Origin of the sequence: Rubrivirga marina, from assembly GCF_002283365.1 — a bacterium.
Lineage (GTDB): Bacteria > Bacteroidota > Rhodothermia > Rhodothermales > Rubricoccaceae > Rubrivirga > Rubrivirga marina.
On sequence record NZ_MQWD01000001.1, the window covers coordinates 3,007,019 to 3,020,345 of the forward strand.

The following is a 13,327-nucleotide window of genomic DNA, read 5'->3' on the forward strand; positions in this document are numbered from 1 at the left end:
ACGAGTGGGCGTTCAGCGGCCGGCGGCCGCTGGCGGGGTGGACGAAGCTACGGGGGGGACGGCGTTGAATCGGTCGATGAAGCTGACGCCGCCGGTCCGCCTGCAACGCCGGGTTCTACTGCCAGCTACCCGCAAGCGCTGACGATGAGGCCGAGGCCGAAGAACCCCGCGATCAGAGCCATCATGCTCAACGAGTAGCGTCCCCAGTTGTCGTCGGCCCCGTATCTCCGAGTGCGGATTTGGCGAACCAAGTGGACCCCTCCCACTGACAGGAGTACGAGGCCGAGTGTGACTTTGAGAGCGACCTCCCAGGCCGGCATGGCAGTAGAACGAGTGGGCGTTCAGCGGCCGGCGGCCGCTGGCGGTGTGGCCGAAGCTACGCGGCCGATGGCGCCGCGACGGTCGAGGCGACTGATGCCGCCGGTCCGCCTGCAACGCCGGGTTCTGCCGCCATGGCTACGGGCCTGTCTCTCTTGACCGGTGCCGGATAAGCTTTACGGCGTCGTACGCTGCAAAGCCTGACCAAGCGACGGCTGTGTAAGTGAAGTAGAGACTTCCCGCGTACGCAGCAATCCCCCAGAGTCCAGCAACACTGACGGCGTGGACGGCCAAGTTCCACCAACTGTCCTCCTCGATTCGGAATCTGGACTTCGCTGTCGGCGGCTCAGTCATGTAGATGAGATCACGAGGCGGCAGAACAAATTGCGGCTCACCGGCGCGTCCGCGTCCGGTGCAGACGCGGGTTCTGTGGCCGAGGGCACCTACACCACCGGTAGCGGAGGGCCGAGCATCGTCATCCCGTGCGAGGCGAAGAGGGGGGCCATCATCTCCGGCGACGGAGCGCTCCCCATCTCTGCCAACCCCCCCAAGAACGACTCCATCTGCCCGGCGGGCTGGAAGGCGATGATGAGCCGACCTTCCCCCTCGCTTACGTGCGCCCAGACGTGCGGGACCTCTCGCGGAGCGAAGACCGAATCTCCAGGGCCGAGGTCGAACCGCTCCTCGCCGACGTCTACGCGGTACGCCCCCTCCAACACGTAGAACCACTCGTCCTGTGCGTGGTGGACGTGGCGCGGGGGCCCCCCCTTCGCCTCGTCAGTGTGCTCAATGACGTAGAGGTCGCCCGCGGTGTCCGAAGGCGGCACCTTCGCGTCGATCCGGAGGCCGCCGAAGACGTGGCGAGGGCGGCCCGTTCGGTCCTGACCGGCACGGACGAGGCTGCCGGCGCGTCTCCGCTGGACGAGCGGGATCCGAAGCCCGGGCGCGCACGACGCGAGGGGGGCGGCCACCAGTGCCGTGAGCAGGAAGGCTCGGCGTTCGATGAGACGCATAGGGAGTACCTCAGGAGTTTGAAGGCCGCAGAAGGGGGCCGCTTAGCCGCGACGGGCAGCGCTGCGGTAGGGACGAGCGACAGGATACGCTGACGCATGGACCAGCCGACCCCGCTCACGCCCGGCGTCGGCCCAGCGGCGGGTTCTGCGGCCGCGGCAAAGGCCTCAGCCCAGGCGCACACTGGCACCGGGCGCCGGGTCGCCCTTCCCCGCTCGGATCAGGGCCCGACCCACGGCCAGAAGTGCCGCCCCGAGGACCAGGAATCCGATATCCCAGGCGAGGCGGTTCGGGGAGTACTCATTCACGTGGTGCAGCCCCAAGATCTGGTGGTCGATGACCCCCTCGACCACGTTGAACAGCCCCCAGCCGGCGACCAGCCCCCCCACGAACGTTCGGCCCGACCAGGGGACGTCGGACCGACGCCCCGCCCCCCAGAGCATCGCGAGCCCCGCGACGGTCAGGAGCCACACGCCGGCGTGGAAGATCCCGTCCCACAGCATGTTCGTCTTCGCACTGGCGAGGCCGTCTACGGGGACCTGCGCCGAGAGCATGTTGTGCCACTGCGCGATCTGGTGCAGCACGATCCCGTCGATGAACCCTCCGAGCCCGGCCCCCATCACGAGCCCGGCGGCGATGAGGGGCCGGTAGTTCGTCCGGTCAGCCCTCAGGGTGGGGTCCATCGGCCGTCACCGGGGAGGGGGGGAGAGGTACACCGCCACGCCGATGGCAGCGATGACGAGGAGGGGGAGGAGCAGGAGCCCCACGTCCGGCAGGAACGCCTGCGTATAGACGGCCTCTCGGGCCTCCACGCGGCAGTGCGGACACGCCCCGGCGGCGGGGGCGCTTAGGAGTGCTACGAGGGCCAGGCCAACGACCCGTTTCATCGCGAGAGGCGTGCGGGGAGAGCGGCCGTTTGACCCTCGGCGCTCCCGTAGGTTCGGCGGCAGAACGATTTGCGATTCAGCCGCCGAGAGGTGAGGGCGCGGCGGCGGGACGAGGCTATGACAGGAGCGCCGTTCGGACGAGTCCGGAACGCGGACCCTCTCGGTCTGCAAGCGCGGGTTCTACCATACGGTGGGATATTCCGGTATGAGCGTGGCCTACAGCGAACCGGCCCCTACAGCCCGACGGAACGTGAGGTCATAGGCCCACGTGCCCCTCTCGTCTTCGCGCTCGCCCTCACAGCGGAGTCGGTCGCTCCCACGGACTCGCTCGTCCTCGCAACTGAGCAGGCCCGTCAGCGGGGGGCGGTACACAGAGTCGGCGTAGAGCGGGTAAACCCAGCGGAAGCCCGCTGCCGGTACAGGCGCGGCCTCTCCCGGAAGTGATTCAGGGCGACTGTCGAGCCAACACCTGACCCCCTCGCAGTAGAGGAACGGGTCATGAACTGACGCACTTCCCGCGAGCGCCTCGATCTCGGACCGCTCCGGTCCCGACGGCACGCATCCAGCGGCGCTCGCGGCGAGCAGTATCAGCGCGATAGAACGCAAGGGCGAGTGCGGTAGAACGAGTGGCCGCTTAGCCGCGACGGGTGGCGCTGGCGGCAGGAACGCTCGACAGGATACGCCGACGCTCTGACGAGCCAAGAACGCTCGCGCCCGGCGTAGGCCTACAGCGGCGAGTTCTGCCGCCCCGCCCCCGACGGCCTGTAGGTCAGCGCCGTGACGCCCGTGTCGAACGACCGAGCCTCGACGAGGTCGAGCGACGCCCGCTCGCTCTCGAACAGCCGCTTCCCCTGCCCCAGCACGACGGGGTACACGAGGAGCCGGTACTCGTCGACCAGGCCCGCCCGGACGAGCGAGCGGACGAGCGTCGCGCTCCCGAACACGAGGAGGTCCCCGCCCGCCCCACCCTTCAGCGACCGGACGGCGGCCTTGGGGTCGTCCCCCAGGTGGCGGCCGTTCCAGCCCCTCCGGTCCACCTCGCCCGGACCGAGCGTCGTCGTAGCGACGTGCTTCGGGAGCGCGTTGATCCGCTCCGCGTACCCGTCCTCGCTCGTCCTCGACGCCCACGCCTCGGCGAAAGCCTCGAACGTGACTCGGCCGAGGACGAGGGCGTCGGCGGCGAACAGCTCGTCCCGCTTGTAGGCGGCGAGCTCGTCCGACCAGTAGGGCATCGTCCACATCGGGTCCTCCATGACCCCGTCGAGCGAGAGGTACTCGGAGACGACGAGACGGCGGGGGCCGTTGTCCATTGACGAGAAGGGGGGTGAGAAGGGGCCAGAGATTAGAGAGGCCCTACGACATCGGAACGTCGCAGGGCTACGTACTCAGGCGGCAGAACAGTTTGCGGCTCACCCGCGAAACGCGGTAGGCCTCTCGAATGAGGCAAGTTCAGTGACAGCGCTGGGACGAGGCGAGACGGTCGAGCGTTTCGTCGGCGTGCAGCCTCGAGTCATGCCGCACCTCCCGGGCTCACTCCTTCCGAGCAGCACGTTCGACGTCCGCCAGCAGCTCGTCCAGCGCCGCGCGGTCGAAGAGCCGCCCCCGCGTCACCACCGCCTCGATCCGCTGCGCGTTCGCGATGTCCTCCAGGGGGTCCGCCGACAACAGCACGAGGTCGGCCACCTTGCCCACGTCCACCGTGCCCTGGGTGTCCACGGCGTCGAGGTAGCGCGCCGGCTCGAGGGTCGCCGTGCGGAGCGCCTCGGCCTCCGTCAGCCCGATCGCCACGAGCACTACCAACTCGTCGTGGAGACCGAAGCCCGCGAAGACGCCCGTGGACCCGGCGTCGGACCCGGCCAGCAGCGGGACCCCGGCCCGGTGCTGCGCCAGGGTGACCGCGCGCTCGAAGCGCGCGACCTCCGACGCGCGGGGGTCGTCCTGCAAGGAATCGAACTCGTCCTCGTCGTCGACCCAATACTCCCGCTCCTCCCGGGGCAGGTACCGCAGCCGGGGATCGTTCCGCCAGTCGAACCCGATCTCACCCGGCAACCTCTCGCCGGCAAACAGGGTCGGGGTGATCCACGTCCCGTTCCTCACCAGCGTCTCGTAGACCCCGGCGCACTTGGCCGCGTCGTGGCTCTCGATCATCTCCAGCCAGACGGGCATGATCTCCGGCTCGTCCGACTCCAGCTCCGCGCGGAGGCGGCGGCGGACCTCGTCCTCCCGCGCCGAGCACTCCTCGGCCACGTTCCCCCAGGCGGCGTGCTCGATGCTCCGCTGGCCGAGCTCGGAGGCCTCGGAGGCCCGGACCCCCTCCGGGACGTGCCCGGCGAACGGGAGCCCGATCCGGTTCGCCTCGTCGGCGAAGGCGAGGTAGGCGTCGCGGGGGATGAAGTTGTAGACCTTGGCGAGGTCCACGCCCCGCGCCTTGAGGAGGCGGGCGTGCTCGCGGGCGTGCTCGGGGGTGCCCGGCTGGAACGGGGTGGACCCCTCGTCACCCGGGCCGTCGAGTTGGGCGCTTCCCGCGACGACACGCGGGCCGACGAGCGTCCCGGCTTCGATCTCCTCCCGCCAGGCCTTGAACTCGTAGACCGACGGGAGCGGGTCGGCGAACACTTCCCAAATGCAGTCCGGCTGCTCCGACCCGAAGCAGTCCGACGACATGTTCCGGATCCCCGTGACCCCGTTGGCGACGAAGAGCGGGAAGAAGACGTCGCGGGTGATGGGGATCGACGAGGTGTGGGCGTGCATGTCCCAGAGGCCGGGGATGAGGAACCGCCCCCGCCCGTCGACGACCGTGGCACCCGGGGGGACCTCCACCTCGCCCGACGGGCCGACGCTCGTGATGCGGTCGCCCGAGACGACGACGGTCCTGCCCGGTTTGGCCACGCCCTCCTCCACGTCGATGACTGTGACGTCGGTGAAGGCGATCGGCTGGGCCGTGGCAGCGCCCGCCGCAAGCAGGAGGGCGGCGAGGAGTGGCGCGGTCTGTCTCATGGTGGGCCTCAATCAGGCGGGACCAAGAGACAGAATAGGGATGTGCGGCAGAACAGATGGCGGCTCACCCGCGAAGGGGCAACGGCCGCTGGCGGTAGTTCGGAGCGGAGGATACGCCGGGGGCCAGACAACGCGAGGACGCTAGATCCCTTCGTCGGCGTGCAGCCGCGGGTTAGAGGGTCTGAGCACAACGGAGGCCATAGGCCTGCCTTGCATCGGTGAGTCATGGCCCGGCGCTAAGTCGGAGGGGCCGAGTCGCAAGAGAGGCGACGAGCGTCGGTGCATGTAGCAAGGTCAGGGGAGGCGGCGGAACGCGAGACCCGTGACGCGGGTGGTGGTGAGCCGGAAGCCAACGGCCCTTCCCCCCGCGTCCCGCTCAAAGGCCAAGCGGCTCGTCAGCGTCATGTCATCGAACGGATCTGCCAGCACGAGCACGTCCCGGTCGTCCGGCGCGAGTGGGCGGGCCGGGAAGGAGCGGCGGTAGAGCGAGAGCGTTTCGCCCTCGGCCCGGATCGTCCAGTCGGCGTCGAGCTCGTCGGATCGGTAGGTGCCGACGAACGCGGTGAGGTCGGCGGCAGTCGGCGTCCACGGCGCCTCCGTCCACCGGCGGAACGTGCCGCGCCAGCCGGGCCGGGAGACGACGAGTGAGTCCCCGCCGAACGCGAACGTGAGCGGGCCCTCGAGGAAGGTGCCCCCGCCCACCGGGACGGTCTCGTAGACGTCGCCGCCGTAGCGGTAGGCCAGCGTCCCGCCCTCCACGAAGAACGTCAGTCGCTCGTCGCCCCCTTCGCGCCACTCGCCCGCCCACCGGGCCAGCTCCGCGTCGGGGACCTCGACCCGGACCGCCTCCGGCGCAGGGGCCTCGGGCGGGAAGGCGCCAGCGAGGTAGAGGTCGGCGAGGCGGTACGCGAGCGCCGAGGCACCGGGGCCATCCTCGTGGTTGCAGAGCACGGCGGTCGCCCAGCGCTGCGCGGGGAAGCGGAGGAAGAAGTAGTCGCCGCCCCCGCCGCCGGTGTGAGACACGCCGCGGAGCCCCCGGTAGTCGCCGTGCTCCAGCCCGAAAGCGTAGGCCGTCGAGTCGCCCCCGCTCAGGCGGAAGCGGCGGTGCATGAGTGCGTCCATGCGCGCCCCGCCGCTCCGGCCGTCGGCGAGGTGGCCGTCCCACCGGGCGAGGTCCCCGACCGTCGTCACGACGTTGCTGGCGCCCGTCGCGTAGGCGAACGCCCACACGAAGTTCCGCCGGAAGCCCTCGTCCGTCCGCGTGTAGTGCTCGGCGCGGCCGGGTACGACGGCCAGCGGGTCCCGGCGCACGAGGGTGTGTGCCATGCCGAGCGGCGCGAACACCTCGTCGCGCATGAAGTCCGCGAAGGGGCGGCCGTCCACGCGCTCGACGAGGAGGGCGAGGAGGGCGTAGTTCGTGTTGCCGTACTGGTGCTGCTGGCCGGGCGCGAAGCCGAGCGATCGCTGCCGACCGACTATGTCCCAGAACTGGTCGCGACTGAGCGGGTGGTCGCGGTTCCACCCGGAGAGCATGAGCAGCACTTCGTAGGCGCGGAGCCCGCTCGTATGGTGGACGAGGTGGCGGACGGTGACCCTCCCGCCCAGGTCGGGCACCTCGGGGATGTAGTGACGGATATCGTCGTCGAGCGAGATCTGCCCGCGTCGTTCGAGGAGCGCGATGGCGTAGGCGGTGAACTGCTTCGAGAGCGAGGCGACGTTGAACCGCGTGGCAGGCGTGATAGGGACGCCGTGCTCGAGGTCCGCCAGCCCGTAACCGCGCGCCAGCACGACCTCGCCCGCGCGCTAGACGCCCACGGCGCAGCCCGGCCCGTCGGGGCGGTCGACCGGACCGAAGACCGAGTCCACCGCCGCCGCATGCGGGTCCGGCTGTCCGGCCGCCGTGCGGCCGCCCAAAAGCGCGAGCAGCAGGAGCGCGGTGCGGTACATCAAGGCGGAGGGGTCGTGAGGGGCGCCCTCCGGCCAGGCGATACTTCTCACTCAGGTTCGGTTAGCCATCTAACAGATGGCGGCTCACAAGGGTAGCGACCGCTGGCGGTGGTTCGGAGCAGAGGATACGCCTCTGGCACCATAGGCCAGACAACGCGAAAACGCTAGAGCCCTTCGTCGGCGTGCAGACGCGGGTTATACGGCGCTGGCACTCGGGACCATGACGGAACGTGCCCCGAAAAACGGAGCCGCTAATTCCTCGTTGCCTCCGAGTCGCGCACGCGAGCGGGCCTCGGCCGGGTCGAGCGCATGGTAGAGCGACTTCCAGGCCGTGTCGGGGTCGAGGATGATCGTGGCGTCTGGGTCAGCGGAGCCGCCTTCGAGTACGTCCCAGGTGCTGTCGCCCCGCACGAGACACCACGCCCCGCCGCCCAGTCCCTCGACCTCGACGACGAGGCACGTCCCCGGTTCGGCCTCGACTGCGGCGTAGGTGCGGGGGAGCACGCGGACCGAAAGGTCCAGGAGCGGGAGGAGCCACCGCCGCTCGAAAAGTCCCGGCGCGCCCACGGCGTCGCGGATCTGCATTTGGTGGTGCCACCACTCGGTGTACTCCCGCCCGACGTGCATCCAGTTCTCAGATTCGTCCCCACCGGCCCACGCGACAGAGAAAAGGGACGGCTCATGCGGGGGCAGCGCGGCATACGTCGCCGCCGCCTCGGGGCCGACGAGGGAGAGCAGGTCAGTCAGCACCCGGGGGCTGAGCCGTTGCGAAGCTGTGGTCCACTCTGCGTTGAGCCGGTCGAGGAAGCGGACGAGGTCGTCGTAGCCGCCGATGGGTTGATCGGGTGGGGCGAGGTGGTCGTCGCGGAATACGGAGAGCGCGCGGAGTTGCCCGTCGAGCAGGTGCGCCGCGACATCACGGACGCGCCAGGACCCAGCGACCGTGGGACGCTCCCAATCGTCATCCGCGAGACCACGGAGCAGCCGGATTAGCTCCACATGAAGCGGAGCTAGCAGATCCGAGGCGTAGGTGGGGGCGATCGGCTGCATCAGAGGGGCGTAGTTCCCTAGAAATGGTGCGCCGTATAACGGATGGCCGTTCAGCGGCCTAGGGCAGAGAGCACGAAGGTAGATCGGAGCGCTGGAAGCGGCAGTGCTACGGACGGCTGAGAACGCTGGCGCCCTCGGTCCGCCTGCGGCGGGCGGGTTCTACGGTACCCCTCCCACGAGCGGTGTCACGCCCCGCCCCCGAAAACTCCCTCGTGTCCGCCGGCCACTCAGCCCGTGCACGCGAACGCGTGGACCCCGCTCGACGCGCTGAGGTAGAGGACCCCGTCGGCCGACGCCGCCTGACCGGGGATCGCCTCGTCATCGGCGAGGAGCGGCCCGAGATGCCGGCCCGTCCCGAGGTCGAACAGCGCGCCCCGCTGATCGTCGGCGTAGAGGAGCCCCCCGCACGCGAGCTGAGTGAAGAACCCGCCCGGACGCTCCACGGCCCAAGCGCGACGGCCCGTCGCCGCGTCGACGGCGAACACGCCGCCCAGCGTGTCCGTGTAGTAAACCCGCCCGCCTGCGACGACCGGCGCGGCGTTGATCGAGAACGAGCCCGGCGTGTACGGGGCTCGCCACGCGACGGCCCGCGCTCTCCGGCTCACGGCGACGACCTCCTGGCCGCCGGAGTCCGTATAGAGGACGAGGTCGCCGGAGAACGCCAGCGCGCTCCCCTCCCGGTCCGTCTCCGGCCCTCCGTCGACGACCCGCCACCGCTCGGTCCCAGTGGCCGGGTCGAGTGCGGCGACGGCGGCGGCCGAGTAGATCGCGGGGGGGGCGTACTCGCCCGAGAACGAGACGAAGAGGTCGTCGCCGTCGGGGGCGAGCGTGGCCGCCGCCATGCGGATTCCCTTCCAACCTGGCCCCTCGAACGTGCGCTCCCAGACCAACTCGCCCGTCCGAGCGTCGACGGCCACGACCCGGCCGGTTCCGTCGGCGGCGCCGGCGACGCCGCCGTAGACGCGGGCCGCATCGGCGTCGGCGTCAACGAGTTGGAACGAGTCCTCGGCCCGGCCGGTCCCGTGGCGCCAGAGGACGCGGCCAGTCCGGGCATCGAGGGCGTAGAGGTAGTCGCCGGGGCAGTAGACCACGTCGCCGGCAGGGACGACCGTGCACGGCCCGACGACGGTCTGGCGCCAGGCCTCGGCCCCGTCCCGACGGTCGTAGGCGACGAGGGCTCGGCCGTCGCCGACCCGCTCGCGGATGGCGTAGAACCGGTCGGCGTCGACGGCCCCCTTCCGGATGGTCGAGAACGCGATGCCGACGGGCTGCCCGGCCGTCCAGAGCGTCTCGAGCGTCGGGCTAACCTGGTCGATGTCTGCCGTCTCTGCCGTCGAGCAGGCCGCGAGAGCGAGGCCAGCGAGGGTGAGGGCGAGGGCGACGTGGACGTTCAACGGGTAGGGGGCTGAGACCACGACGTAGTTCACATGGCTGAGACTGGAAGTCAAGCCGGCTTGTGGTTCCAATCTGGTGTGCCGTAGAACAGTTGACCGCTCAGCCGCTCCAAACTGAGGGCTGGCGGGTAGACGAGCGACAGAATACACGATGCTTGGACGAGCCGAGTACGCTGACGTCTGGGGTCGGCCTGCAGCGGTGAGATACTTCCAAGAAGCAGGGCGGTGCCCTATACTTCTCCCAACCCCAGTGGCCGGACCGTCAAGCCCGCACGCTGAACGGGCGCCGTCTTCGGCGTCGTCCATGTGGGAATGGGAAGGCGGTCCTGGCGCCCGCGACGTGTATCTGAGACGCCCCGCCTCGGTGGGGCAGCGGACGGACCGGCGACGGTCCCCGTCCACTCGATGAGGGGTCTGGCCGCCGCCGGGGCCTTCGGGGCCGACGAGCGGACGGCACCCACCGATACGAGTCGGCCGCCACAGCGAGGGGAGCAGGACGCCGCCCGGCGAGTGCCGGTGCCGGGGGCAGGGCCTCACCCGGAGCCCCCGTCTCGTCGTGCACTGGCGCCATGCTCGACTCACTCAACTTCTTTGAGGGGTTATGCGGCCATTGGATACACTATCATGCCGATGCTGAGGTGCGCAGTGCTTTCTGACGGAATGACTTTCTTAAAATCCACAGCGCTGCTGACGCCGTTTATAAATAGCTGCGTCATTTCGCTGTCAGGGTTGATGGACGCCGTGTGGTCGGGCCAGTAGGTGGCTCTCAGTAGCAGGTGCTTAAGCGCGAGTCCTATAACGTATGATCGCTTTTGATGCCGATCATTCTTCTGCACCACAGTCTCCTCAGGACCAAGGACCATCAGGTTCTGACTCTGGGCAAGCTCTCTCCCGGCTACGATTGATTTGGACAACCCTACCTCCACCAGGACGCCGCGGGGAGGATTGCTACTATTGTACAAATTGCGATAGTGAACCTTGGTAACTATTTTGCGATAGTTAGTTCCGGCATTTATCATAAGGATTGTTTTGAATGCCCATCCAGCCACAATGCGAGACTGCTCGTTGCTCCACGGCGCTGCATTCACCCCCTCATCGGCAGCGTTCTTCAGCAGTGGCATCGCTCGAGATTCGAGCCTGCTCATCCACCCGTTGTTGCACGACTGGCACACTTGCCCAAATACAAACGAATTATCAGATTGGGTCCGCTCGTCGAGTAGCTTTAGCCCCGTCATAGGGGATCCAAAGTGGCGGCCTACGATGACCTTGCTGTCGCTCGTGTCATCAAACTCATGAATCCACTTCGGCCAGATGTGCTCCTTCGCCCTGTCGCCTGTCTCAAAGCAAAATATGCATTTGACGCGGGCCATAAAGCGATTGGCTGGCTCGGAGGCCGCATAACAGTTGGCGATTCAGCCGCCGCACACAGCACGATGACCAGACGGAGCGGAGGATACGCCGACGTGCGGGTGAGGCAAGAACGCTGACGTGTGCGGTCGGCCTGCAAGCGCTGGTTAGCTGCCCGTGCTCGGGTCCGAGTCCTCGAACCACACGTTCCGCAGGCGCCGGGTGTACACCTCTGGCTCGTCATCGAACAGATACTCGCGGCCCTCGTCCACCAGCACCCCCGTCTCGAGGAGCGAATCGACGACATCGTCGGTCATGTCCGTGTATGTCGCCAACTCGTCCCGCGACCCCGAGGGGAACGGCCAGTCGTCGTACGTGTCGCTGACGAACGCGACGGCGTCGCCTGCGTGGTCTTGGAGGTAGCGCGTCGTGATCGCTGCGGCGACCGGGTTGCCGGCTAACTCGTTCCGGGTCCCGGCGCCGATATGGGCGAACGAGACGACCTCGCGTTTCGAGTGGTTGACAAGTCGGTAGAAGGCGCCCATCGGGTTGGCACGGAGGGCAGCTAACAGGGGGCCACTCAGCCGCGTGGGGCAAGCAGCACGATGTGTGGGCGAAGCTAGGGAAGCGCGGGCGGTCGGACGAGCCGGCAACACTCACGCCCCACGTCGGCCTGCAGGGGCGGGTTCTGCTGCCAGCCGCTTCGTGAAGTGGAGCACCAAGTCGTCGTCCACGACTACGCGCTCGCCCGGCACCACGATCCGGTCTGAGTACGCCACGCCACACCCGTCGGGGACGTACCCGAGTCGGACGTAGAGCCGCTGCGCCGACCCGTAGTCCGAACCGAGGCCGACGCCGATCCCGACGACGGCGCTCCGCTCGCGGGCCGCGTCCTCCGCCGCTCGGACGAGCGCTGCCCCGAGTCCACGTTCGCGGAACGGCGGGAGCACGTTGAGGTCCTGGATCTCCGGCACCTCCGCTTCCCGGAAGGGCGGGTAGTCGGGGTGCCAGTTGAGCGTGACGTAGCCGGCGAACTCGCGCTCGACCTCGGCAACGAAGACGCGGCGGCGGTCCGCTCGCTGCTCGTCGAGGTAGCGTTCGTACTGCTCCGCCGGCTTCGACCAACCGATCCCTGCGAAGGCGGCCTCGATCACGGGCGGGTCCGAGTCCTGGAGCGGTCGGATGGCGGTCTGGGACGGGTTCGTCTCCATGACGAGCGCCAGCGTTCACCTGGCAGCAGAACGATTGGGCGTTCAGCGGCCGGCGGCCGCTGGTGGTGTGACGAAGCTACGCGGCTGGCGGCGCCGCGACGGTCGATGGAACTGACGCCGCCGGTCCGCCTGCAACGCCGGGTTCTGCGGCGCGGCCCTCACCCGAACGAGAACACGAGGACGGCCTCCCCGCCTCCGTTCTTAGCGCACCACCGGTCCACGGCCTCCATTGCCCCGACCGTCGCCGCGAACCCCGGCGGCACGCGGGGCCGTCCGTCCTCGGCCCGGCCCGCCAGCGCGGGGTGCGACTCGTACGTCTCGGCCACCTCCCGGACCTCGGCCGTCGTCAGCCACGAGTGGGCGAGGTCGTCCTCGGCCCCCGGCCCGTCGCGGAGGTCCCATCGGGTCCCGAAGGGGACGTCGTCGGGGAGGCCCCGGGGCTCGAAGAGCGTGACGGGCCCCCGGACGCCGGCCATGAGCCCGTAGAGCCCGTAGTTCCGGGGGACGTCCGGCCCCGGCCCGAGGTCCTCCATCTCGCGTCCGGGCCGACGGATGCAGATGTGGGAGCTGAAGTCGTAACCCATGAGGATCGAGCACGAGCGCCGTAGAACGATTTGCGATTCAGCCGCCGCGAGCGGCACGGCGACGAGACGAAGCTATGGCGGCGCCACCGCCCGGACGAAGCAGGACGCTGGAGCGAGCGGTCGGCCTGCAAGCGCGGGTTCTGCGGCTCTCGCGATTCAGCCGCCGATCAGGGTCGAGGTCCCGACCACACCCAATGCCACCGGCGCGGCCACGAAGGTCAGCGGGATCATGGAGTCAGTGGAGTTGAGGTCCACCAAGGCCGCGGCCCCTACCAGCGCAACGCCGACGACGGTACCGACTACCGCCCCGATCTTCGCGCCCCTCCTGGAACTCGCCCACCGCGACCGGCTCTCGGAGGTGTCCGCGACGACTTCGGTCGCCAGAGGCATCGAGGCGTGGGGCTGGCCGACGACTCGGAACGCGCCGCCCTCGCCACGAGCGAGGTACACGCCGACGGGCTCAGACTCGTGTAGCGTGACCTGCGCCGGAGCGGGCGTCGTGACGAGTGCCGCCACCAAGAGGAGTAGGAGTCGCGCGTAATCCACGGTCATTGATGCTTTGTTCGATGAGGTGCCGTTCG

At 69.1% G+C, this 13,327-nt stretch carries 14 protein-coding genes; all 14 read right to left on the bottom strand.

The features are described 5' to 3' along the window. Nucleotides 1–761: 761 nt before the first annotated feature. Nucleotides 762–1,331, bottom strand: coding sequence for a cupin domain-containing protein (locus BSZ37_RS12540; protein ID WP_095510873.1), 570 nt, complete (start codon nucleotides 1,329–1,331; stop codon nucleotides 762–764). Between the two features lie 165 nt (nucleotides 1,332–1,496). Continuing rightward, nucleotides 1,497–2,012 (bottom strand): DUF2243 domain-containing protein, encoded by a 516-nt coding sequence (locus BSZ37_RS12545; protein WP_095510874.1) that lies wholly within the window; start codon nucleotides 2,010–2,012, stop codon nucleotides 1,497–1,499. A gap of 6 nt (nucleotides 2,013–2,018) precedes the next feature. Further along, complete coding sequence (locus BSZ37_RS22655) at nucleotides 2,019–2,141, bottom strand: hypothetical protein (protein WP_281253029.1); 123 nt, start codon at nucleotides 2,139–2,141, stop codon at nucleotides 2,019–2,021. Nucleotides 2,142–2,941: 800 nt separating this feature from the next. Next, entirely contained in the window at nucleotides 2,942–3,526 is a 585-nt protein-coding gene (locus BSZ37_RS12555) for a dihydrofolate reductase family protein (protein WP_095510876.1), read from the bottom strand. Between the two features lie 220 nt (nucleotides 3,527–3,746). Beyond that, nucleotides 3,747–5,213: an amidohydrolase family protein gene (locus tag BSZ37_RS12560; RefSeq protein WP_095510877.1), complete on the bottom strand. Its 1,467-nt coding sequence runs from the start codon at nucleotides 5,211–5,213 to the stop codon at nucleotides 3,747–3,749. 294 nt (nucleotides 5,214–5,507) lie between these two features. Next, nucleotides 5,508–7,001, bottom strand: a complete 1,494-nt coding sequence (locus tag BSZ37_RS12565) for a serine hydrolase domain-containing protein (protein WP_095510878.1) — start codon at nucleotides 6,999–7,001, stop codon at nucleotides 5,508–5,510. A 15-nt stretch (nucleotides 7,002–7,016) separates the two neighbouring features. Then, a complete protein-coding gene (locus BSZ37_RS22050; RefSeq protein WP_179299614.1) occupies nucleotides 7,017–7,160 on the bottom strand; it encodes a hypothetical protein in 144 nt (47 codons plus the stop codon). Nucleotides 7,161–7,355: 195 nt separating this feature from the next. Beyond that, nucleotides 7,356–8,210, bottom strand: a complete 855-nt coding sequence (locus BSZ37_RS12575; RefSeq protein WP_095510880.1) for a maleylpyruvate isomerase N-terminal domain-containing protein — start codon at nucleotides 8,208–8,210, stop codon at nucleotides 7,356–7,358. Between the two features lie 227 nt (nucleotides 8,211–8,437). Further along, nucleotides 8,438–9,658: a PQQ-like beta-propeller repeat protein gene (locus BSZ37_RS12580; protein WP_179299615.1), complete on the bottom strand. Its 1,221-nt coding sequence runs from the start codon at nucleotides 9,656–9,658 to the stop codon at nucleotides 8,438–8,440. A 545-nt stretch (nucleotides 9,659–10,203) separates the two neighbouring features. Beyond that, nucleotides 10,204–10,974: a hypothetical protein gene (locus BSZ37_RS21555; RefSeq protein ID WP_143537652.1), complete on the bottom strand. Its 771-nt coding sequence runs from the start codon at nucleotides 10,972–10,974 to the stop codon at nucleotides 10,204–10,206. Nucleotides 10,975–11,118: 144 nt separating this feature from the next. Further along, nucleotides 11,119–11,496: a hypothetical protein gene (locus tag BSZ37_RS12585; RefSeq protein ID WP_095510882.1), complete on the bottom strand. Its 378-nt coding sequence runs from the start codon at nucleotides 11,494–11,496 to the stop codon at nucleotides 11,119–11,121. Nucleotides 11,497–11,607: 111 nt separating this feature from the next. Then, nucleotides 11,608–12,162: a GNAT family N-acetyltransferase gene (locus tag BSZ37_RS12590; protein WP_095510883.1), complete on the bottom strand. Its 555-nt coding sequence runs from the start codon at nucleotides 12,160–12,162 to the stop codon at nucleotides 11,608–11,610. A 158-nt stretch (nucleotides 12,163–12,320) separates the two neighbouring features. After that, nucleotides 12,321–12,746: a hypothetical protein gene (locus tag BSZ37_RS12595; RefSeq protein WP_095510884.1), complete on the bottom strand. Its 426-nt coding sequence runs from the start codon at nucleotides 12,744–12,746 to the stop codon at nucleotides 12,321–12,323. A 156-nt stretch (nucleotides 12,747–12,902) separates the two neighbouring features. Then, a complete protein-coding gene (locus BSZ37_RS12600; RefSeq protein ID WP_095510885.1) occupies nucleotides 12,903–13,298 on the bottom strand; it encodes a hypothetical protein in 396 nt (131 codons plus the stop codon). Between the last annotated feature and the right edge of the window lie 29 nt (nucleotides 13,299–13,327).

Bases quoted from the DNA above. Each gene is read 5' to 3' on its own strand.
- BSZ37_RS12600 (WP_095510885.1), bottom strand. From the start codon at position 13,298: ATGACCGTGGATTACGCGCGACTCCTACTCCTCTTGGTGGCGGCACTC.
- BSZ37_RS12595 (WP_095510884.1), bottom strand. From the start codon at position 12,746: ATGGGTTACGACTTCAGCTCCCACATCTGCATCCGTCGGCCCGGACGC.
- BSZ37_RS12575 (WP_095510880.1), bottom strand. From the start codon at position 8,210: ATGCAGCCGATCGCCCCCACCTACGCCTCGGATCTGCTAGCTCCGCTT.
- BSZ37_RS12560 (WP_095510877.1), bottom strand. From the start codon at position 5,213: ATGAGACAGACCGCGCCACTCCTCGCCGCCCTCCTGCTTGCGGCGGGC.
- BSZ37_RS12540 (WP_095510873.1), bottom strand. From the start codon at position 1,331: ATGCGTCTCATCGAACGCCGAGCCTTCCTGCTCACGGCACTGGTGGCC.
- BSZ37_RS12590 (WP_095510883.1), bottom strand. From the start codon at position 12,162: ATGGAGACGAACCCGTCCCAGACCGCCATCCGACCGCTCCAGGACTCG.
- BSZ37_RS22050 (WP_179299614.1), bottom strand. From the start codon at position 7,160: ATGTACCGCACCGCGCTCCTGCTGCTCGCGCTTTTGGGCGGCCGCACG.
- BSZ37_RS12545 (WP_095510874.1), bottom strand. From the start codon at position 2,012: ATGGACCCCACCCTGAGGGCTGACCGGACGAACTACCGGCCCCTCATC.
- BSZ37_RS12585 (WP_095510882.1), bottom strand. From the start codon at position 11,496: ATGGGCGCCTTCTACCGACTTGTCAACCACTCGAAACGCGAGGTCGTC.
- BSZ37_RS12555 (WP_095510876.1), bottom strand. From the start codon at position 3,526: ATGGACAACGGCCCCCGCCGTCTCGTCGTCTCCGAGTACCTCTCGCTC.
- BSZ37_RS21555 (WP_143537652.1), bottom strand. From the start codon at position 10,974: ATGGCCCGCGTCAAATGCATATTTTGCTTTGAGACAGGCGACAGGGCG.